This window comes from Bradyrhizobium sp. USDA 4504, from assembly GCF_054063995.1.
On the sequence record NZ_JBSSGV010000001.1, the window covers coordinates 7,576,400 to 7,596,026 of the forward strand.

General features: G+C 65.0%; 19 protein-coding genes. 12 read left to right on the top strand and 7 right to left on the bottom strand.

What is annotated here, in order from left to right; all coding sequences use genetic code 11:
* The first annotated feature begins 67 nt into the window (after positions 1-67).
* The gene (locus ACVMB1_RS35480) at positions 68-1,024 is read left to right on the top strand and encodes a DMT family transporter (RefSeq protein WP_028343556.1); all 957 of its coding nucleotides are present in this window, start codon (positions 68-70) and stop codon (positions 1,022-1,024) included.
* A gap of 187 nt (positions 1,025-1,211) precedes the next feature.
* Here the strand turns inward: ACVMB1_RS35480 and ACVMB1_RS35485 are convergent, their stop codons facing one another.
* A complete protein-coding gene (locus ACVMB1_RS35485) occupies positions 1,212-2,471 on the bottom strand; it encodes a DUF805 domain-containing protein (RefSeq protein ID WP_158074159.1) in 1,260 nt (419 codons plus the stop codon).
* Positions 2,472-2,635: 164 nt separating this feature from the next.
* On the opposite strand from ACVMB1_RS35485, the gene ACVMB1_RS35490 reads away from it, so the two are divergent.
* Complete coding sequence (locus ACVMB1_RS35490; RefSeq protein ID WP_076824677.1) at positions 2,636-2,824, top strand: hypothetical protein; 189 nt, start codon at positions 2,636-2,638, stop codon at positions 2,822-2,824.
* Positions 2,825-3,042: 218 nt separating this feature from the next.
* On the opposite strand, the gene ACVMB1_RS35495 is transcribed toward ACVMB1_RS35490, so the two are convergent.
* Positions 3,043-3,918 carry a sulfurtransferase gene (locus ACVMB1_RS35495; protein WP_057016781.1) on the bottom strand — a complete coding sequence of 292 codons (876 nt, stop codon included), beginning with the start codon at positions 3,916-3,918 and terminating at the stop codon, positions 3,043-3,045.
* A 259-nt stretch (positions 3,919-4,177) separates the two neighbouring features.
* On the opposite strand from ACVMB1_RS35495, the gene ispG reads away from it, so the two are divergent.
* The 3 genes from ispG (at position 4,178) to ACVMB1_RS35510 (ending at position 8,027) form a co-directional block, all read left to right on the top strand.
* The gene (gene ispG, locus ACVMB1_RS35500) at positions 4,178-5,467 is read left to right on the top strand and encodes a flavodoxin-dependent (E)-4-hydroxy-3-methylbut-2-enyl-diphosphate synthase (RefSeq protein WP_076824679.1); all 1,290 of its coding nucleotides are present in this window, start codon (positions 4,178-4,180) and stop codon (positions 5,465-5,467) included.
* A 252-nt stretch (positions 5,468-5,719) separates the two neighbouring features.
* On the top strand, positions 5,720-6,613 hold the full coding sequence (locus ACVMB1_RS35505) for a TauD/TfdA dioxygenase family protein (protein ID WP_028343560.1): 894 nt from the start codon (positions 5,720-5,722) through the stop codon (positions 6,611-6,613).
* 73 nt (positions 6,614-6,686) lie between these two features.
* Positions 6,687-8,027 (top strand): Rieske 2Fe-2S domain-containing protein, encoded by a 1,341-nt coding sequence (locus tag ACVMB1_RS35510; RefSeq protein ID WP_057015585.1) that lies wholly within the window; start codon positions 6,687-6,689, stop codon positions 8,025-8,027.
* Between the two features lie 157 nt (positions 8,028-8,184).
* On the opposite strand, the gene ACVMB1_RS35515 is transcribed toward ACVMB1_RS35510, so the two are convergent.
* Positions 8,185-9,792 (bottom strand): Na+/H+ antiporter, encoded by a 1,608-nt coding sequence (locus ACVMB1_RS35515; RefSeq protein ID WP_076824681.1) that lies wholly within the window; start codon positions 9,790-9,792, stop codon positions 8,185-8,187.
* Between the two features lie 108 nt (positions 9,793-9,900).
* Complete coding sequence (locus ACVMB1_RS35520; RefSeq protein ID WP_016847513.1) at positions 9,901-10,275, bottom strand: nuclear transport factor 2 family protein; 375 nt, start codon at positions 10,273-10,275, stop codon at positions 9,901-9,903.
* Positions 10,276-10,525: 250 nt separating this feature from the next.
* On the opposite strand from ACVMB1_RS35520, the gene ACVMB1_RS35525 reads away from it, so the two are divergent.
* Positions 10,526-10,960 carry a GFA family protein gene (locus tag ACVMB1_RS35525; RefSeq protein WP_076824759.1) on the top strand — a complete coding sequence of 145 codons (435 nt, stop codon included), beginning with the start codon at positions 10,526-10,528 and terminating at the stop codon, positions 10,958-10,960.
* Positions 10,961-11,038: 78 nt separating this feature from the next.
* Here the strand turns inward: ACVMB1_RS35525 and ACVMB1_RS35530 are convergent, their stop codons facing one another.
* Both ACVMB1_RS35530 and ACVMB1_RS35535 read right to left on the bottom strand, forming a co-directional pair.
* Entirely contained in the window at positions 11,039-11,719 is a 681-nt protein-coding gene (locus tag ACVMB1_RS35530; protein ID WP_076824683.1) for a DUF1345 domain-containing protein, read from the bottom strand.
* Between the two features lie 18 nt (positions 11,720-11,737).
* Entirely contained in the window at positions 11,738-12,658 is a 921-nt protein-coding gene (locus ACVMB1_RS35535; protein ID WP_076824685.1) for a polyprenyl synthetase family protein, read from the bottom strand.
* 213 nt (positions 12,659-12,871) lie between these two features.
* On the opposite strand from ACVMB1_RS35535, the gene mtgA reads away from it, so the two are divergent.
* The 3 genes from mtgA to ACVMB1_RS35550 all read left to right on the top strand — a co-directional run bounded on the left by mtgA (position 12,872) and on the right by ACVMB1_RS35550 (position 14,671).
* Entirely contained in the window at positions 12,872-13,543 is a 672-nt protein-coding gene (gene mtgA / locus ACVMB1_RS35540; protein WP_028337347.1) for a monofunctional biosynthetic peptidoglycan transglycosylase, read from the top strand.
* A gap of 160 nt (positions 13,544-13,703) precedes the next feature.
* Entirely contained in the window at positions 13,704-13,889 is a 186-nt protein-coding gene (gene rpmF, locus ACVMB1_RS35545) for a 50S ribosomal protein L32 (RefSeq protein WP_021077536.1), read from the top strand.
* Between the two features lie 143 nt (positions 13,890-14,032).
* Positions 14,033-14,671 carry a hypothetical protein gene (locus ACVMB1_RS35550; protein ID WP_076824689.1) on the top strand — a complete coding sequence of 213 codons (639 nt, stop codon included), beginning with the start codon at positions 14,033-14,035 and terminating at the stop codon, positions 14,669-14,671.
* A gap of 7 nt (positions 14,672-14,678) precedes the next feature.
* Here ACVMB1_RS35550 and ACVMB1_RS35555 read toward each other — a convergent pair whose 3' ends face one another.
* Positions 14,679-14,951 carry a hypothetical protein gene (locus ACVMB1_RS35555; protein ID WP_076824691.1) on the bottom strand — a complete coding sequence of 91 codons (273 nt, stop codon included), beginning with the start codon at positions 14,949-14,951 and terminating at the stop codon, positions 14,679-14,681.
* A 219-nt stretch (positions 14,952-15,170) separates the two neighbouring features.
* Between ACVMB1_RS35555 and ACVMB1_RS35560 the strand changes: the two genes are divergently transcribed.
* From ACVMB1_RS35560 to ACVMB1_RS35570, 3 genes are all read left to right on the top strand, one after another.
* On the top strand, positions 15,171-16,868 hold the full coding sequence (locus ACVMB1_RS35560) for a putative bifunctional diguanylate cyclase/phosphodiesterase (RefSeq protein WP_076824693.1): 1,698 nt from the start codon (positions 15,171-15,173) through the stop codon (positions 16,866-16,868).
* A gap of 204 nt (positions 16,869-17,072) precedes the next feature.
* The gene (locus tag ACVMB1_RS35565) at positions 17,073-17,966 is read left to right on the top strand and encodes an ABC transporter substrate-binding protein (RefSeq protein ID WP_076824695.1); all 894 of its coding nucleotides are present in this window, start codon (positions 17,073-17,075) and stop codon (positions 17,964-17,966) included.
* 32 nt (positions 17,967-17,998) lie between these two features.
* A complete protein-coding gene (locus tag ACVMB1_RS35570) occupies positions 17,999-19,609 on the top strand; it encodes an amino acid ABC transporter permease/ATP-binding protein (RefSeq protein ID WP_057015577.1) in 1,611 nt (536 codons plus the stop codon).
* Positions 19,610-19,627 lie beyond the last annotated feature (18 nt).

Genomic DNA, 19,627 nt, shown 5'->3' on the forward strand with positions numbered 1-19,627 from the left:
CAAGAGCGGGGCGAGGGAGCCCAACCGGCAATTAACAACACGGCACCAAGCCGGCCCGCGAGGAAACATGTCGACCCAAGCGATCTCCGCCAGCGTCACAAGGCCCGTCAGCGTCGGACACGGGCTGCCGCCCGGCGCCATCGCCGTGATGCTGATGCTGTGCGTGAGCTGGGGCTTCAACCAGCTCGCGGTCAAGCTTGCGCTGCCCGACGTGCCGCCGATGCTGCAGGCGATGATCCGCTCCGCCGGCGCGCTGCCGGTGATGCTGATCGTCGGCCACCTGCGCGGCGTCAAATTCTTCGAGCGCGACGGCACCCTCGTCCCCGGCATCATCGCCGGGCTGATGTTCGGCTGCGAGTTCGTGCTGATCTTCACCGGCCTCGTCTTCACCTCGGCCTCGCGCGCCTCGGTGTTCCTCTACACCGCGCCGTTCTTCGTTGCGCTCGGCTCGCACCAGTTCCTCGGCGAGCGTCTCTCGACCGTGCAGTGGAGCGGGCTTGCGCTGAGCTTTGCCGGCGTCGCGCTCGCGATCGGCGTGCCGCAGCCGAACGTCGATGCCAAGGTGCTGCTCGGCGACCTCATGGTGGTCGGCGGCGGCGCGCTGTGGGCGGCGACCACGCTGGTCGCCAAGGGCACAGGCTTGCGCAAGGCGGCGCCGGAAAAGGCGCTCGGCTACCAGGTCGCGATCTCGATTCCGATCCTTGGCCTCGCCGCCTGGATCGCGGGCGAGCGCATCGAGCATGTGCCGAGCGCGCTGTCGATCTCGCTGCTCGCCTATCAGGCGGTCTGGGTGGTGGGCTGCACGTTCGTCATCTGGTTTGCGATGGTGAAAACCTACTCCGCGAGCAAGCTGTCGGCCTTCACCTTCGTCACGCCGCTGTTCGGCGTCGTCGCGGCCTATTTCATCATGCACGACACGTTGACGGCGGTGTTCGGCGTCGCCGCGCTGCTGGTGATCGCCGGGCTCTATCTCGTCAACAAGCCCGACCCGAAGGTGACGCCGGATCCCAACGTGCCGGCGTGAGGTTATCCTGGGTGCCGTGCGCTCAACTCTCTCCCCGTCATGCTGAGGAGCGCGGAACGCGCGTCTCGAAGCACGACGGCCCAGCCGGCACCCGGGCCGTTCATCCTTTGAGGCTCGCAAGAGCTCGCGCCTCAGGATGACGAGCAAAGAGGAGCGGAATGCCGCAGACAACCGGAGCGCAATCCCGTTACATCATCCGCTCATGCATCTCGAAATCGACGTAGACCGGCGGAAGATGCAGCCCGCGGCCGGCAAGCATTTTTGTGCTCCCGGCTCCGAGATCGGTGACCTCGAGTGAGATGCCGAGCCCGTCCCGGTAGAGGATCGGCTGATAGCCCTTGATGATTCTCTGGCCGAACGCGGGATAGGGCGGCGCGCCATCGGAGAACGCGTGGCGGAATGCCTGGTAGAGCGTCGACGATCGCAGGGTCTCCATCGCGGCGCGCCCATCCCCTTCGGCAAGGCAGATGCGGATTCGGAAATAGGTGTTGTAGCTTTGACGCAGCTTCTCGATCGCAATGAATCCGGCTGCGCCCGCTCCGTCGAGCGCGTAATAGGCCGTCGTCCGATCCTGTTCCGGCGTCGCCGTCTCGGCCGCCTGCAACTGCTCTTTCTCCTTGCGCAGCAGGCCGGCAATGTCGGTCTGTCCCGCGTCCTTGCGCAGTTCAACTGCGCAATTGCGCACGATGCTGGTGCTTGCGCGATGGTTCAGGTCGATCTCCGCGCCGCCGTCCGGTAGGGCGTGCCAGCCGGCGGCCTCAAGTCGCGCCCCTGATCCGGAAAACAGCGCGTTGAATGGCGGTGAGGTGATGCCGTGTCCGTAACGCGCGCAGAGATCGACGACCATCCCGCACGCGGCGGTGACGCCGGGGTCGGTCTTGTCGGCGCCGGCCGACGCCCCGCCATCCGCCGGGATCGCGAATACGGCCATGACGGCTTTGGAAAAACCGGAGACCTTGCGTTCCGCCTCTTGCCTGGCGAGCACGGCCGGATTTGCTTCCGATGAATCGACGCCGGACCTCGCCCGTGCCGTCGAAGCGGTCTGCAGGCTTCGGCGGCCGAGTGCGGCGAGGAAGCAGAAGGCAGAGAAAGCAAAGGCGCAGATCGCCGGGATCGCGGCGATCAATCCATACGGCACGTGCACGCCAAACCATGCCTCGATGCGATCCTGGACAGCGGAAAAGAAGTAGAAGATGACAAACGGCGCAACGGCGAAGAACACCGCAAGGCCGGTGGTCAGGCCACTGTCGTGGAAGCGCCGGGCCGTCACGGCAAACAGCGGCAGCGCTATTGCGACGGCGGCGTAGACCGTCTTGTCGAGCTGATGGGCTGCGAGCAGGAGCAGCAGACAAAAGCCGAAGAACCACCAGAACTCGGCACGCGAAGCCCGTCCGGTGAAATCAGCGAACTTCCTGAAACAGGTGGCGATCGACGCGGTGGGATGCACGACCATCTCCGGCAGACGGCGGCACTCTAGCGGCGAAGATTTACGTTTCCCTATTGCTGAGCGGACAATTGTGGCCTTCAGGCGCAATTGCGGACGGTATCGATTTACGTCAACATCGCCTCCACGAAGGCTCCCATGCGAGGGATGCCGTTGGAGGCGCGCTGATGCCAATCGATGCCATCGATGCAATTGAAGCCGGTATTCGCTCCGCGTTCACCGCATACTCCAAGGAGGATGATCCGGACTGGCGGAGCGCGTGCTGGATCAAGCCGGATGAGTGCTCCCATCTGGCACGGAGCATTTTGAAGGAGTTGGCGGCCCGCGGCCTTGAGATCGTCAAGAAGCCGGCTTGATCGCCTCAAGACTCCGACGATTCATGTCGCGAGAATGCGGATGTATGACTCACGAGCGGCGCAACAAATTCAGTGTCGTCCCGGCGCAGGCCGGGACCCATTACCCCAAATCTCAATTGTTGCGCGCCGCTGGGGCCACAATCCCGTTCATCACCAAACGCGGTGGTTATGGGTCCTGGCCTTCGCCAGGACGACGGAGGAGACATCGCGCTTCCCCACTAACCCCTCTCGATTGGCAGGGACTCATCCTTCGCCCATTCGCCCATCGAGCCGTCATAGAGCGTGAGATTGTCGTAGCCGAGCCGATGCAGCTGGAACAGGTCGATGGTCGCGGAGATGCCGCCGCCGCAATAGGCGACGACGCGCTTGTCCCTGGTGATGCCTTGCGCTGCGAAGATTGCTTCGGCCTCCTCAAGCGGCACGAACGTCTTGGCCTTGGGATCGATCAAGGTCGCCGCCGGCACGCTGACGCTGCCGGGGATGCGGCCGGGTCGGCCGTAACGGCTCGGCTCCAGCCCCTTGTAGAATTGCGGGCCGAGCGCGTTGACGATGACGGTGTCGCCCTCCGTGGTCGCGGCGAGCACGTCATGCTTGTCGACGAACATGCCGTCCTTCGGCCGCGCCGGAAACGTCGCCGGCGGATAGCCGCCGGCAAGTCCGGTCTCGATGTCGCGTCCTTCGGCAGTCCATTTGTCGATGCCGCCGTCGAGCACGGCGGCACCCTCGAAGCCGAGCGAGCGCAGCATCCACCAGAACCGCGTCGCCCACATTGCGGTGCCGATCGAATAGAGCACGACGCGGCTGCCCGCCGAGATGCCGTGGCGGCCGAACGCGGCTTCGAGCTGCGCTGTCGGCGGCATCATGAAGCGCAGATGGGTATGGGCATCCGAGAATTCGGCCTGCAAATCGAGGAAATTGGCGCCCGGGATGTGGCCGGCCTCGAAGGTCTGGCGGCCCGAGACGACCATATAGGGAGCGTTGCTGCCGGCGGGGGCCGGCTCCAGATAGGTCGTGCAGTCGAACAGGCGAAGATCCGGCCGGGTCAGGATCTCGGCAAGTTCCGCCGTGGTGATCAGCTCGCTGTTGCCGGCCATTTTGCGTCCTCCCGGTGTGTGTTTAACGGGATGCTAAGATGCGCCAGATCACATGAAAAGCTGTCACTTTGCCCTTTGATTCACCCCAATCCGGTCCAATATAGCTGGGCATGCAGGACGCCGCTGCATGGCTTGCGTTTGGCCTCAATCGGCGCCATAAGCTACTGAATTCACTCCGAAACATGATCGTTTGGCCCGCCGCGCGCGAGGCCCATCGCCCCCTTGGTGAATGTCACCAAAACCTGATATTCGAGACGCCATGAACAAGCCCGAGATTTTGCCGCAAGACGACGTCGCCGGCCCCGCGCCGCGGCACCAAACCACGCAGGTCATGGTCGGCAACGTCGCCGTCGGCGGCGGCGCGCCGATCGTCGTGCAGTCGATGACCAACACCGACACCGCCGATGTCGACGGCACCATCGCCCAGGTTGCCGCGCTGTCCCGCGCCGGCTCCGAGATGGTCCGCATCACCGTCGACCGCGAGGAAGCCGCCGCTGCCGTGCCGCACATCCGTGACGGCCTGCGCAAGCGCGGCATCACCACGCCCCTGATCGGCGACTTCCACTATATTGGGCACAAGCTGCTCGCCGAATATCCGGCCTGCGCGGAGGCGCTCGACAAGTACCGCATCAATCCCGGCAATGTCGGCTTCAAGAACAAGCGCGATACGCAGTTCGCCGACATCATCGAGATCGCCAACAAGAACAACAAGCCGGTGCGCATCGGCGCCAATTGGGGCTCGCTCGACCAGGAGCTGCTCACCAAGCTGATGGACGAGAACACGGCGTCTGCGAATCCGCGCGATGCCCGCGCGGTGACCCGCGAGGCGATGGTGCAGTCGGCGCTGCTGTCGGCCGCGCGTGCGCAAGAGCTCGGCATGCCGAAGAACAAGATCATCCTGTCGGCCAAAGTGTCGGCCGTGCAGGACCTGATCGCGGTCTATCAGGAAGTCGTGCGCCGCTCGGATTATGCGATCCATCTCGGCCTCACCGAGGCCGGCATGGGCTCGAAGGGCATCGTGGCCTCCTCGGCCGCGCTCGGCATCCTGCTGCAGCAGGGCATCGGCGACACCATCCGCATCTCGCTGACGCCGGAGCCCGGCGGCGATCGCACGCTGGAAGTGCAGGTCGCGCAGGAATTGCTGCAGACCATGGGCTTCCGTACCTTCGTGCCGCTGGTTGCGGCCTGCCCGGGCTGCGGCCGCACCACCTCGACCACGTTCCAGGAGCTGGCGCGCTCGATCCAGGATTTCATCCGCGACGAGATGCCGGCCTGGAAGACCAAGTATCCGGGCGTCGAGCAGCTCAACGTCGCGGTGATGGGCTGCATCGTCAACGGCCCGGGCGAATCCAAGCATGCCAATATCGGCATCTCGCTGCCCGGTACCGGCGAAGCGCCGGCCGCGCCTGTCTTCGTCGACGGCAAGAAGTTCCGCACCCTGCGCGGTCCGGGCATCGCCGCCGACTTCAAGGCATTGGTGATCGACTATATCGACCAGCGCTACGGCAACGGCGCCAAGCTGCCGGAGCATGCCGGCGCCGCGGAGTAGTTTCACTCCGCGCGTGACCCACACTCAACCGTCGTCCCGGCGAAGGCCGGGACCCATAACCACAGGACGTGGTTGTGGCGCGAGATGCGGGTTACCAGCCTCCGCAAAACCCGATCCTGTGGTTATGGGTCCCGGATCTGCGCTCCGCTTCGCTGCGCTTGTCCGGGACGACAGATATGTTTGAGGCGCAGATTGCGCTTCCGTCGATGCGCGCTACGATGCTCCCAATCAAGAATGATTGGGAGAACGCCCATGAGCTCGCTGTCCGGCAAGCAGGGTCCACGCTACCGCCACCTCGCCGACCAATCCGAGCCCTATGAGACCATCGGCGTCGAGAAGCTGACGCCGATCATCGGCGCGGAGATCTCCGGCGTCGATATCGGCAAGCTGGTCGGCGACGATGCGCGCTCCAACCGCCAGATGGACGAGATCCATCGCGCGCTCGCCGAAAACCTCGTCATCTTCTTCCGCGACCAGCACATCAGTCCCGACCAGCATCTCGCCTTCGGCCGCAAGTTCGGTGAGCTGCATGTGCATCCGGCCGCGCCCAACGAGGGCGATCCGGCGCTGATGAAGATTTATGCCGACAAGGATTCGCCACGCGCGAATGGCGAGGGCTGGCACACCGACGTGTCCTGCGATCTCGAGCCGCCGATGGGTTCGATCCTCTACATCAAGCAGTGCCCGCCGCGCGGCGGCGACACCCTGTTCGCCAACATGTACGCCGCCTATGAGGCGCTGTCGGACCGCATGAAGGCCTATCTCGACGGGCTGACCGCGCTGCATGACGGCGAGCAGACCTATCGTGGCCTGTATGCGAACTACGGCGTCGCCGACAAGCGGGAATATCCTCGCGCCGAGCATCCGGTGGTCCGCACCCACCCGGTGACCGGCAAGAAATCGCTCTACGTCAATCGCGGCTTCACCCGCTTTATCGTCGGCATTCCGCGCGACGAGAGCGACGCCATGCTGGCCTATCTCTACCAGCACGCCGAGAACCCGCTGTTCCAGTGCCGCTTCCGCTGGACCGAGAACGCGATCGCGTTCTGGGACAACCGCTGCGCCCAGCACCGCGCGATGTGGGATTACTGGCCGCACACCCGCTCCGGCACCCGCGTGACCGTGAAGGGAGAGCGGCCGGTGTGAGGAATTGCGTGCTGCGTTGGTTCCACCCATCCTACGGACTACGAACTGAAAAAATGCCATCGGGAGACCGCCCATGCTTCGCGCCGAGGACAACAAATTCCTCACCGAATCCGGTGAGAGGACCGGCATGGGCGAATTGCTGCGGCGGTTCTGGATTCCGGTGCTGCTGTCCGAGGAACTGCCGGAGCCGGACAGCGACCCGAAGAAGATCGTTGTCATGGGCGAGGAGCTGCTCGCCTTCCGCGACACCAGAGGCGTGGTCGGCGTCATCGACCAGTACTGCCCGCATCGCGGCGCCAATCTTTGGCTCGGCCGCAACGAGGAATGCGGCATCCGCTGCGTCTATCACGGCTGGAAGTTCGATACCGACGGCCGCTGCGTCGATATGCCGACCTCGTATCCCGACCTCAACGCAAAGGACCTGATCCGGATCAAGTCCTATCCGGTGCGCGAATGGGGCGACATGATCTGGGCCTATATGGGCCCGGCCGATCAGATGCCAGAACTGCCGGCGCTGGAGATGGCGCTGCTGCCGGCCTCGCACCGCTTCGTCACCAAGAAGTGGCAGGACTGCAACTGGGTGCAGGCGGTGGAAGGCTCGATCGACACCGCGCATTTCACCTTCGCGCATCTCTCCTTCGAGAAGGAGGAGAACGAGATCCTCGACATCAAGAAGCATTTCGTGAACCCGCTGACCCGGGTCGCGACCGATCACATGCGCTGGATCGCCGAGGACCCGCGCCCGGTGATCAAGATCAATCCGCATGAGGCCGGCCTCACGGTGGCGGGCGGACGGCTCACCGGCAGCGACAACATCTACTGGCGCATCGCCCAGTTCCTGATGCCGTTCCACAGCTACGCGCCGAGCTCGATGCCGGGCGAGAACATGTTCGGCCAGACCTTCGTGCCGGTCACCGACACCAATTGCTGGATCTACACCTATGCGTGGAATCCCCACCGGCCGCTGACCGATGCCGAGCGCGAAGGCTACGCCAACGGCAACGGCGTGATGGCTGTCGTCGACGAGAACTACGTGCCGCTGCGCAACAAGGCCAACGACTATCTGATCGACCGCAAGCTGCAGCGGACCAAAAGCTACACCGGCATCAAGGGCGTCTCCGAGCAGGACGCCGCGGTGCAGGACAGCCAGGGCCCGATCGCCGACCGTACCCGCGAGCATCTCGGCCCGACCGATCTCGGCATCATGCATTTCCGCAAGCTGGTCATGGAGGCGGCCCGCGCGCTGCAAAAGGGCGAGGCGCCGCCGCATGCTCAGCATCAGGACCGTTACACCGTGCGCTCCGGCGCCTGCGTCACCAGCAAGACCAAGGACCTCACCGCCGTCATGATCGAGCGGTTCGGCGATCCCGCCGGCTTCGTCGGCGGTCCCGGCCAGAACGCCGCGGCGGAGTAATCTCTGCTGTCGTCCCTGCGAAAGCAGGGACCCATAACCACCGTTGGATATTGTTGAGATGCGCTGTGGCCCGAACCTTCGCCAAGCCAGCGACGGTGGTTATGGGTCCCGGCCTGCGCCGGGACGACGTGGGGAGGGATACCGCGCGCTACACGCGCTACAACGGAATCCTGCGATACTCGCGGTTGGCGAGGCTCGCTTCCTCGAGGTCGAGGTCGCGCTCGATCCGGCGCCTTGTCTCGTCGGTGATCTTGCCGTCGCGCAGCAGCATGTGGATGAACTTGCGCTCGGAGGCGATCAGCTCCCGCGTCAGCTCGGTGCCGGTGGCGGAAACGTCGTGCGTGTCGGGATTGAGCGAGTCGGGCAGCTGGTTGATCCGGATCTCGTGCCGTGAGCGCAAAAGCTTGATCACCTCGTCGGAAAGCTCGCGGTCGTCGGTGATGGCATCGAGCGACTTCAGCGCGGCGTTCAGCGCCTCGCGCCGCGCCGCGATCTCCTGCTCGTGCTCGGCGATGTGCTCGCTGCGCCCGTCCCTGGCGAGGCCGAGCCAGCGCACCACCGGTGGCAGAGTGAGGCCGAGCCCGACCAGCGTCACGAAGATCACGCCGAAGGCGACGAACAGGATCAGGTCGCGATACGGGAAGGCGTCTCCGCTCGGCAATGTCAGCGGCAGCGCTAGCGCCGCGGCGAGCGAGACCGCGCCGCGCACGCCGGTGAAGGCGACCACGAACACCGCCCGCCACGACGGCAGCGGATCGCGCTCGCTCACGCGTCGGCTGATCCAGCGCGGCAGATAGGTGCCGGGAAACACCCAGACGAAGCGCGCCACGATCACGATGACGGCGACAAGCACGGTCGCGGTGAGGATGTCGTGCAGCGGGAACGACTTCGACTTCTCGTACAGCGACCGCATCTGGAAGCCGGTCAAGAGGAACAGCAGGCCCTCGATCAGATAGATGATCAAGTCCCAGAAGAAGATGCCCTGCAGGCGCGTCGCGGCCGAGATCAACAGCGGTCCGTTCCAGCTCATGTAGAGGCCGCAGGCGACGGTCGCGATCACGCCGCTGCCGCCGAAATGCTCGGGGATCCAGTAGGCGAGGTAGGGCGTGATCAGCGACAGCGTGATCTCGACCTGCGGATCCCTGGCGCGGCGGCGGGCGCGCAGGCTGAGCCAGCCGACCGCGGTGCCGAACGCGATCTCGCCGGCGACGATGACGAGGAAGGTGCCGGTCGCCTTCGGCAGCGAGAACAGCCCGGTGGTGATCGCGGCGAGCGCGAAGCGGTAGAGGATCAGCGCGGTCGCGTCATTGGCGAGCCCTTCGCCCTCGAGCACCACCAGGATGCGGCGGGGCATGCCGAGCCTGCGGGCGATCGCCAGCGGGGCGACCACGTCCGGCGGCGCGACGATAGCGCCGAGCAGGAAGCCGATGCTCCAGGGCAGGCCGATCAGATAATGGGTCGCGGTCGCGACCATGAAGGCGGTGAAGATCACGCAGCCGACCGACAGCAGGATGATCGGCCGCAGGTTGGCCTTGAACTCGCGCCAGCTCATCGCGACGCTCGCCGAATAGATCAGCGGCGGCAGCACCACCAGCAGCACCAGCTCGGGCGGCAGTTCCAGCGACGGCATGCCCGGCACGAAGGCGAGCACGATGCCGACCAGCAGCAGCAGGATCGCGGGCGCGATATCGGTCCGCCGCGCCACCAGGGCGGTTCCCGCCAGCACGCCGAGCAAAGTGAGAAAAATCTGAAATTTGGCTTCCATAACGGGCTCAATTCGCCCGGAAACCGGTGCCAGTCAATGCGGTCCGGCCGGAGCCGGACCGCGGAGGGTGTGTCACAAAGCCTTCGCGGGCGCGCTGCGCCCGATCGATCAATCCCTGAGGTCGTAGCGGTAGGACTTCGAGACGATCTGCCAGCCGTCGGCGAGCTTCATCGCCACCAGATAGTCGGTGAAATAGCGCGGCGGCAGCTGGCAGCGCACCTTGATGAAGGCGGTGTTGTCGTCGGAGCGGTCGATGGTGACGATAAAATCCTCGCGCGGCTTGCCTTCGGCCTTCGCCGAGGTGCGCTTGCGCACCAGGGCAAGCCAGTCCGGCACGGTCAGGACCTTCAGCTCGCCCTTCTCCACCCAGCGCAAATCGGCGCTCGGATGAAAAGCCTCGGCGAGCTTGTCGGCATTGCTCTCGTAGAGACCGTCGAAATAGGTTTGCACGACGCTTTCGACGCTGGATCGATCTTGGCTCATTGGTTGGTCCTCCCGGCAGGGTTTGATCTGTTAGTGTTGCGTCTCTGACGCGTGATTCACTCAGTGTCATTCCGGGGCTCGCGAAGCGAGAACCCGGAATCTCGATCCACAACCTCTGGATTCCGGGTTCGCGACTTCGTCGCGCCCCGGAATGACGGAATGGACTGTCAGAGACACAATGCTAGGATTTAGCCATGAACCGCTAGATTGCGCCATGGCCGGCGACAAAATTCTGCGTGAGGGACGAGTTGTGACCGCATCTGCAAATTCGAACGAACATATCCTGACCGGCGAATGCTTCTGCCGCGACGTGCGCTACGAGGTGGCCGACGCGTTTGCCTATGCGCTCAATTGTCACTGCTCGAACTGCCGGCGCACCACGGGATCGGCGTTCAAGCCGTTCGCGGGAATCGCGCGCGACAAATTCACCGTGGTCGGCGGCGCTGATGGGCTCCTGATCTATGGCGATGAGCTCACCCACGACGCGCATTGCGGCCGCTGCGGCTCGCTGCTCTATTCGCAGGTCCGCGGCGGCGCCTATGTCCATGTCGCGATGGGTACGCTGCGCGATGCGCCGGCGATCCGGCCGACCGCCCATATCTTCGTCGGCTCCAAGGCGCCGTGGTACGCGATATCGGACGATCTGCCGCAATATCAGGAGCACGTGACGCAAGGCGGGGAATAAATTCGCACGACGTCATCGGCGTGCTGCTTGTAGCCCTTGCCGACCGCCCTGCGCACGGCATCTCATCAGGCGGCGCGACTAGATCGCGCTCGCGGCGATGTTTACCATCAGGGCGAGCAGCGCGGTGTTGAACACGAACGAGATGATGCCGTGCACGGTCGCGGTGCGGCGGATGATCTTGTCGGTGATGCCGACGTCTGAGACCTGCGCCGTCATGCCGATCACGAACGAGAAATAGACGAAGTCCCAGTAATCGGCGTCGGCATGTTCGTCGCCGCTCGGAAACTGCAATCCGCCGGGCGTCTTGCCTCGGTAATACTCATGGGCGTAGTGCAGCGCGAACGCGGTGTGCACCAAGGCCCATGACAGCGTGATGGTGACGATTGCCAGCGCCAGTCCGGCCGGGCTGCCCTTTGATGCGCCGAGCTCGAACACGATGGCGGCGAGGCTCGCCAGCGCGCCGAACGCGGTCAGCAGCAGGATCAGGAAACGGCCGTCGTCCTGCAGGATGGCGCTTCGCTTGATATGGGCGACGCCACAGCGCAGCATCATCACATAGGCCAGCACGAGATACAGCGCGGCGAAGGCATCCCAGCCCGCGAGCAGGCGCGTGACGATGCGCGGTGCTCCCGGCACCAGCAGCGCAGCCAGGATACCGAAAGCGATCGAGCCGAAGGTGCGCGGCCGGCCCACGACGACGCGGACCGGCAGCGGCAGCTTGCGGAAGCGAACAAGGCGGTCGTCGATCTCCTTGTTCATTTCGCGCTGTGCTCTCGGCTAGTTCTTGCGCTCGGCGACGAAGCGGGCGGCCGCGCGCAGCACGTCGCCTCGGTCGCCGAACACCGACAGCGCGGCGTCGGCACGCGCGAGGAGATCGCGGACGCGCTGCTTGGCGCCATCGATGCCGAGCTGGGTGACGAACGTGGTCTTGCCGAGCGCGGCGTCAGCGCCGGCCGGCTTGCCGAGCGCGGCGGCGTCGCCCTCGACGTCGAGCAAATCGTCGGCGATCTGGAAGGCTTCACCGAGCGCTTTGCCGTAATCGTCGAGCGCCTGGTACTCCTTTTGCGAGGACTGGCCGAGGATCGCGCCGGCGATGCAGCCGAAGCGGAGCAGCGCGCCGGTCTTCATCTGCTGCAGGCGCGCGACATCGACCGGCTCGCGGTCGCCGAAGCGGCCTTCGCCGGCGAGGTCGAGGATCTGGCCGCCGGCCATGCCGCCGACGCCGGAGGCGCGCGCCAGCGCGCGGGTCAACAGCAGGCGGACCTGGGCGTCCTTGTGGATCGCATCACGGGTGATGATGTCGAAGGCGATGGTGAGCAGCGCGTCGCCGGCGAGGATTGCGGTGGCGTCGTCATAGGCCTTGTGCAGGGTCGGGCGGCCGCGGCGCAGATCGGAATTGTCCATCGCCGGCAGATCGTCGTGGATCAGCGAGTAGCAGTGGATGCATTCCAGCGCGGCGCCGACCAGCAGCGCGGATTCGCGTGGGATGCCGAACACCGCCGCGCTCTCGACCGCGAGGAACGGCCGCAGCCGCTTGCCGCCGCCGAGGCTCGAATAGCGCATGGCCTCGATCAGCCGCTTCGGGCGCACGATCTCATCGCTTTCGGTCGCGTCGGACAGCAGTTTGGCGAGCAGGGCTTCGGTATCCTCCGCGGTCTGGTCCAGCCGCTTGGAAAACTCTGCAGTACCGGTCGTCATTAAGAATTGCTCCAGAAGAATTGCTCCAGATCGATTTTCGGCCGGACAATCGTTGATGGCATCGGCTTCGTCAATTCCCGCCCTGCGACGGAATGCGCCTTAAAAGTGCTGGAAAAACCGTGAATTATCCCGCAGACGTCGACGGCGCCGGCCGTGTTCTGGCGGGCGGGTCCCAAATCCTTCCTGGAATGGTCCTCCCCGGAAACCCCTGTTTTGCGCATCGTCCGAATTTTATTGCTGCTTTTGCTGGCGCTGCTGTTGCTGCCGTATCTGGTGGCGCCGTTCTATCGCACCGGCCATCCGGTTTCGGCGCTGATGGCGTGGCGGACCCTGCGCGGGGCCCCGGTGACGCGGCACTGGATCGATTTCGGCGCGATGTCGCCTTATCTGGTGCGGTCCGTGGTCGGCTCGGAGGATGCTCATTTCTGCAAGCATCGGGGCATCGACTGGGGCGCGCTGCGCGAGGTGCTCGACGACGCCGAGGATGGCGAGGTGGCCCGCGGCGGCTCGACCATCACCCAGCAGGTCGCCAAGAACCTGTTCCTGTGGTCCGGCCGCAGCGTGATCCGCAAGGGGCTGGAACTGCCGCTGGCGCTCTGGATCGATCTCGTGCTGCCCAAGCAGCGGATCCTGGAAATCTACCTCAATATCGCGGAAATGGGCCCGTCCGGCCAGTTCGGCGCCGAAGCCGGCGCCCAATATGCCTTCGGCCGGTCCGCCGCTGGGCTGTCAGCCCGCGAGGCCGCGCTTTTGGCCGCGATCCTGCCGAATCCGGTCAAGAGGAGCGCCCGGAACCCCGGCCCGGGGGTCCGCAGGCTGTCCGCCACCTATATGGTCCGGGCCAACTCCGTGACGCGCTGCTGGCGCGAAAATCGCGGCTCCTGAGGCCGATTTCGGACGCTTTTTGCTGTCTCCGGCCCTAGCTTTACGCAGTGCCTTCCTCTATAAGCGCGGCCTTACCGGCATCGCAGCTGGCGCTTTGAAGCGCTGTGCGCTCGTCCCCATTTCGGACGATGCCTCCGCAACACCCCTAGAGGACACCGTCATGGCCGTTCCCAGAAGAAAAACCTCGCCGTCGCGCCGTGGCATGCGCCGTTCGGCCGATGCGATCAAGACCCCGACCTATGTCGAGGACAAGGACTCCGGCGAACTGCGCCGTCCGCACCACCTCGACCTGAAGACCGGCATGTACAAGGGCCGCCAGGTCCTGAAGGCCAAGAAAGAGTCCTGATCGGACATTCGGCCTACGCGCCGCAGCCATGCGGCGCGGCGCCTGAATTCGGTCAACGAGTGCGGCCAAGACGGGCGCGTCCGCGGCGAGGCCAATGAGCATCGCCGCATTGCTGGTTCTCCCTGAATAAGGCGCAAGCCCCGATGGTCGGTTTTCCGCTGCTGCTCGTTCCGCTCGCGGTCTACAACATCATCGCTTTCCTGATGCCCGGCGTGTCGTTCACCGACCCGCTGATCAGGCTGACATTGCTGTCGGGCGAGCAGTGGCAGATCACGCTCAGCGACATGCTGCTCGCCGCCGCCGTACTGCTGTTGCTGCTCGAGGTCATCAAGGGCGCGCGCCCCGGCGCGAAATATCTCACCGACCATCTGCTGTCGCTGATCGTGTTCGGCGCCGCCGCTGCCGAATTCGTGCTCTGGCCGAAATTCGGCAACTCGACCTATGGCCTGCTCACGCTGCTGGCGCTGGTCGATTTCATTTCCGGAATTGCGCTGCGCACCCGCCGCCGTGCGGTGGTCGCACCGGCGCCCAGCGCCGGCAGGGCGCACCCTGCGGCAGCTGAGGCACCGCAACCTGCACCCGTAGCGGAGCCGGCACCCCGGCCTGAGCCCGCGCCTGTCGCAGCACCGACGCCTGCCGCGCCGCCACCGGCCGCACCGGTCCCCTCGGCGACGTCGGTTGCGGAATCCGTGCTGCTCGATCAGTCCGCGCCAAAGCCGACGGTGACCTCGCCGGATTTGCAGCCGGGCGGCCATCCGCCGTCGGACACGCCGCAGCGCTGATATTTTCCTAGATGATCTGCCGGGTCCGCCGCGCCACGCTGCGGCGTTCGTCGACATGCGGGCCGTAAGCGCTCTGCGCGTCGGCCAATGACCCACGCCGCTGCCCGCGCGTCTGCGGCTCGTGTGCGGCGGTCGCGATCAGGTGAGCCACAAACGACGGATCGGCATGCGGCAGCGGGATCTTGGGCGCCCAATGGGTGGTCGCGGCCAGCGGCACCAGCGCCGTGCTGGCCGCCGCAGCATCGCCGTCGAGGATTTCCGATTGATCGATATCCGGCATCGTCTGCGACCCGTTGGAGCGTCATAGTTTGGGACGTTGCGGCCCTCCGCAACACCCCTGTGGCAAGGGTCATGCCCGCCGTCCCCAGTTCGTTCCCGGACAGTCGAAAACGTGGTTTCCAGATTATTTATCAACTTCACCTAGCGTTGGATTCGCCGGAACCACTATCTTGAGAGCGTGTAGAATCACCGGGCGCCGTCCCAAATCGAGACATGTTCGATGCTCCCTGTCCCGCCAGCTGCCAGCATCCTCGCCTCGCTCGGCCAAGCGACATTCGCCTGGGACCTCGCGAGCGATGCGATCGCCTGGAGCGACAATGTGGCGGCGGTCTTCCCGGATATCCCGGTCGCGGCGCTGGCGAGCGGTGCCGAGCTTGCAAAGCTGATCGAGCCATCGCGCTCGGTTCGTACTGATGCGCTGGGCCAGTCCGCGCCGGCGCCGGTACGCGGCGGGGAGGGCGTTCCCTACCGGATCGAATATGGCGTGCGGGCCGTCACCTCGGCGCCGGTGATCTGGATCGAGGAGACCGGCTGCTGGTTTGCCGGCGCCGACGGCAGGCCGGCGCGCGTGCAGGGTGTCGTCCGCATCAACAATGAACGGCACGCCCGCGACGAGCAGCTGCTGAAGCTGTCGCGGCACGATCCGCTGACCAACGAGCTCAACCGCACCCATCTGATCGCCTCGCTCGCCGAGACGATGGAGGAGTGCGCGCGCTTCCGCTCCTCCTGCGCCTTCATGCTGATCGGCATCGATCACCTCGCGCGGGTCAACGATGCCTTCGGCTTCGATGTCGCCGACGCCGTCATCGCCGAGGTCGCGAAGCGGATTCGTGCGCGGCTGCGCAGCGGCGACATGCTCGGCCGCTTCTCCGGCAACAAGTTCGGCCTGATCCTGCGCAACTGCACCGTCGACGATACCAATGTCGCGGCCGAGCGCTTCCTCGCCGCGGTGCGCGACGAGGTGGTGCCGACCAAGTCCGGCCCGGTGTCGGTGACGGTGTCGATCGGCGCCGTCACCATTCCGCGCCATGCGAGGTCGGCGGAGGAGGCGGTCAATCGCGCCCAGGAGACGCTGGATGCGGCCAAGAGCCGCCGCGCCGGATCGTTCGCGCTGTGGAAGCCGAATGTCGAGCGCGACGCCCAGCGCCGCGTCAACATCCGCGTCACCGACGAGATCGTCACCGCGCTGAACGAGCGCCGCATCGTGATCGGCTTCGAGCCCGTGGTCGATGCGCGCCTGCGGCAGCCCGCGTTCTACGAGTGCCTGGTCCGGATGGAGCAGGACGACGGCCGCGCGCTGCTCGCGCCCGATATCGTGCCGGTCGCCGAGCGGCTCGGCCTGATCCGGCTGGTCGATCACCGTGTGCTGGAGCTCGCCATCGCCGAGCTCGCTGCCGCTCCCGGCGTACAGCTCAGCCTCAACATCTCGCCCGACACCACGATGGATCCGGACTGGTGGGCCACCATCGAATCTTTGATGCGCGCGCATCCCGGCGTCGGCGAGCGGCTGATCGTCGAGATCACCGAGACGGTGGCGATCCAGGATATCGACGACGTCCGCGGCTTTGTCACGCGCCTGAAGAACTTCGGCAGCCGGATCGCGATCGACGATTTCGGCGCCGGCTACACCTCGTTCCGCAACTTGCGCAAGCTCGGCGTCGACATCGTGAAGATCGACGGCGCCTTCGTGCAGAACATCGTGCGTTCGGCCGACGACCGCGCTTTCGTGCAGACGCTGATCGATCTCGCCCGCCGCCTCGAGATCAAGACGGTCGCCGAATGGGTGCAGGACGAGGAAGCCGCCGTGATGCTGCGCGAATGGGGCTGCGACTTCATCCAGGGCCGCCTGATCGGCCTCGCCTCGCCGGACCGCCCGTGGAACGCGTCGGCGGAGAAGCCCGTGCCCGCCACGGGCTGAAGCGGCCATAGGCCGTTTCACAATATCGGTCGTGATACCCGCGAAAGGGATTGCTCAAAATATGAGCGCGTCCTGCCCAAGGTTTGGCGGGAGTTCATCCAATTAATTGTGCGTCCCCAGACAAGTTTTCCGCCGGAGACCGCCGTTTACTTCTTCGAGGTTTGGACCGTGGCTTGCGCCATGACAACGTCGAAAGAGGATCGAATGGTCACGTTATCTTTTCCGCGCGCGTACAAACTCATGCACATCGCAGCGTTAGGGGCATTGCTCGTTGTGGGCGTCGGTGCTCCAACCGACGCCAGGGCAGCTGCGCCGGCCGCCTGTGCGGAGCTGCAGGCAAAGTATCCGGACTGGAAGGGCAAGACCCTCGTCAACGCAATCAATCCGCATACGCCGGGCTACGAGTCGATCGATCCGAAGGATCCGAGCAAATATGTCGGCTTCGATATCGATCTCGGCGAGCAGATCGGCGAATGCCTCGGCTTCAAGCTGACCTACAAGGCGGTGACCTTCGCCGCACTCCTGACCACGCTGTCCAGTGGTCAGGCCGACATTGTGATCTCCGACATCTACGCCACGGAAGAGCGTGCCAAGGCGGCCGACTTCATCACCTATTCGAAGGTGTTCGACGGCGTATTGGTCGCCAAGGGCAATCCGAAGAAGATCTCCGGCATCAACACCTCGATGTGCGGTGCGGCAGCGGCCGAGAACACAGGCTACGTTGAAGTTCCGCTGATCCAGGCGCTCGTGCCGGAGTGCAAGAAGGAGGGCAAGCCTGAGCCGACCATTCAGCTCTACGACAACAACGCCAACTGCATCCAGGCGATTCTGGCCGGACGCGCCGACACCTATGTCAACGACGTCAACACCGTCGACAATGCGGTGAAGGCCTATCCGGACAAGCTCGAAAAAGCTATCGCGGTGACGATCCCGTACAAGGTCGGCATCGGCGTGCCCAAGGACAAACCGGCCTTCCGCGATGCCGTGAAGGCGGCGCTGACCGAGATCTACAAATCGGGCGATCAGCTCGCGTTGCTGAAGAAGTGGAATCTCGATCCGGAGAACCTGATCGAGCCCGGTCTGCTGACGGTCAAGTAGGCCCCAGCACCGGCAAAAGGACGACATGCTCCATGGAGCTGTTCCTCCACTATTTGACCATGCCGTATATGATCGAGGGCATTCAGGCGACCTTGCAGGTCACCGCCCTCGGTCTGCTCGGCGGCCTGATCCTCGGTGTGATCCTGGCGTGGATGCAACTCAGCCGCTTCAGGGCGCTGGCGTCCTTCGCCCGGGTCTACACCGTGATCTTTCGCGGCACGCCGCTGATCCTGCAGATGGTGTTCGCCTATAATGCCCTGCCGCAGATCGGCATCAAGCTACCGGCCATTCTCGCCGCCGGCCTCGCGCTGGCCTGCAACGAAGCTCCGTTCATCGCCGAGATGCTGCGCTCCGGCGTGCTCGGCGTCGATCGCGGCCAGGTGCTGGCCGGGCAGGCGCTCGGCATGACGCCCGGCGTCCTGATGCGCCGGATCATCGCCCCGCAGGCGATCCGCTCGATGATCCCCGCCTTCGGCAACGAGACCGTCAGCGCGCTGAAGAATTCCTCGCTGGCGTCGGTGATCGCCGTGCAGGAGCTGACGTTGCGTTCGACCCAGATGGCGTCGGCAACTTTCGATTTCTTCTCGATCTTCTTCGCCTCGGGCCTGATCTATCTGTTCCTTACCGCGGCGATCGCCGGCATCCAGCTGTTCCTCGAATGGCTGTTCGATCTCGACCGCGCATCGAAGCAGATCAAGCTGATGCGGATGATGCCGGGGTATCGCGCGCAGGGACTCGATGATCCGTTGATTGCGGCCGAGGACGCGCCGCCCGAGATCTTGCCCGATGCCGGTGTCGCCGAATTGCCGCCGCCGCGGGCGCAGACCGAGCGTGTCGATCGCGCCAAACGCAACGAGATCCTTAAGCGGAACAATGTGGCGGTCGATGTTGCCGCATTGCGCAAAAGCTATGACAAGCAAATGGTGCTCGCCGGCGTCGATCTCACGGTGCGGATCGGCGAGGTGGTCGCCCTGCTCGGGCCGTCCGGCTCCGGCAAGAGCACGCTGCTCCGCTGTATCAACAATCTCGAACTCTGGAACGACGGCAGCATCAAGGTCGGCGGTCGCCGGCTCGGCTTCAGCGATAGCGGCAAGGCGCTGTCGCCGCGACTGTTGGCGCAGGCGCGCGCCGAGGTCGGTGTCGGTATGGTGTTCCAGCAGTTCAACCTGTTCGGTCACCTCACCGCGAAGGAGAACATCGCCGGGCCGCTGCGCTGGGTGCATGGTGTGTCGCGCATCGATGCGGATCGCCGGGCGACCGAACTGCTCGGGCGCGTCGGCCTCAGCCACCGCGCCGATGCGTTGCCGCGGCATCTCTCCGGTGGCCAGCAGCAGCGCGTCGCCATCGCCCGTGCGATCGCGCCGAATCCCAGCGTGCTGTTGCTGGATGAGCCGACCTCCGCGCTCGATCCCGAACTCGTCAATGAGGTCCTTGAAGTGATCCGTCGCCTCGCGGTGGAAGACGGCCTCACCATGATCATCTCAACCCATCAACTGCGCTTCGCCAGTGAAGTCGCTGATCGCGTGGTGCTGCTGGCGGATGGCGCGATCGTCGAGGAAGGCCCGGCCGACGAGGTGCTGAGCAATCCGCGCAATCCGGTCGCGCAGCGTTTCCTCAATGCCATGGAGGCCGAGGTCGCATGAATAGAACCCGTTCCGTTT

Coding starts and splice junctions, on each gene's coding strand:
- ACVMB1_RS35480 (WP_028343556.1), top strand. CDS start 68: ATGTCGACCCAAGCGATCTCCGCCAGCGTCACAAGGCCCGTCAGCGTC.
- ACVMB1_RS35490 (WP_076824677.1), top strand. CDS start 2,636: ATGCCAATCGATGCCATCGATGCAATTGAAGCCGGTATTCGCTCCGCG.
- ACVMB1_RS35495 (WP_057016781.1), bottom strand. CDS start 3,918: ATGGCCGGCAACAGCGAGCTGATCACCACGGCGGAACTTGCCGAGATC.
- ispG (WP_076824679.1), top strand. CDS start 4,178: ATGAACAAGCCCGAGATTTTGCCGCAAGACGACGTCGCCGGCCCCGCG.
- ACVMB1_RS35505 (WP_028343560.1), top strand. CDS start 5,720: ATGAGCTCGCTGTCCGGCAAGCAGGGTCCACGCTACCGCCACCTCGCC.
- ACVMB1_RS35510 (WP_057015585.1), top strand. CDS start 6,687: ATGCTTCGCGCCGAGGACAACAAATTCCTCACCGAATCCGGTGAGAGG.
- ACVMB1_RS35515 (WP_076824681.1), bottom strand. CDS start 9,792: ATGGAAGCCAAATTTCAGATTTTTCTCACTTTGCTCGGCGTGCTGGCG.
- ACVMB1_RS35520 (WP_016847513.1), bottom strand. CDS start 10,275: ATGAGCCAAGATCGATCCAGCGTCGAAAGCGTCGTGCAAACCTATTTC.
- ACVMB1_RS35530 (WP_076824683.1), bottom strand. CDS start 11,719: ATGAACAAGGAGATCGACGACCGCCTTGTTCGCTTCCGCAAGCTGCCG.
- ACVMB1_RS35535 (WP_076824685.1), bottom strand. CDS start 12,658: ATGACGACCGGTACTGCAGAGTTTTCCAAGCGGCTGGACCAGACCGCG.
- rpmF (WP_021077536.1), top strand. CDS start 13,704: ATGGCCGTTCCCAGAAGAAAAACCTCGCCGTCGCGCCGTGGCATGCGC.
- ACVMB1_RS35550 (WP_076824689.1), top strand. CDS start 14,033: ATGGTCGGTTTTCCGCTGCTGCTCGTTCCGCTCGCGGTCTACAACATC.
- ACVMB1_RS35555 (WP_076824691.1), bottom strand. CDS start 14,951: ATGCCGGATATCGATCAATCGGAAATCCTCGACGGCGATGCTGCGGCG.
- ACVMB1_RS35560 (WP_076824693.1), top strand. CDS start 15,171: ATGCTCCCTGTCCCGCCAGCTGCCAGCATCCTCGCCTCGCTCGGCCAA.
- ACVMB1_RS35565 (WP_076824695.1), top strand. CDS start 17,073: ATGGTCACGTTATCTTTTCCGCGCGCGTACAAACTCATGCACATCGCA.
- ACVMB1_RS35570 (WP_057015577.1), top strand. CDS start 17,999: ATGGAGCTGTTCCTCCACTATTTGACCATGCCGTATATGATCGAGGGC.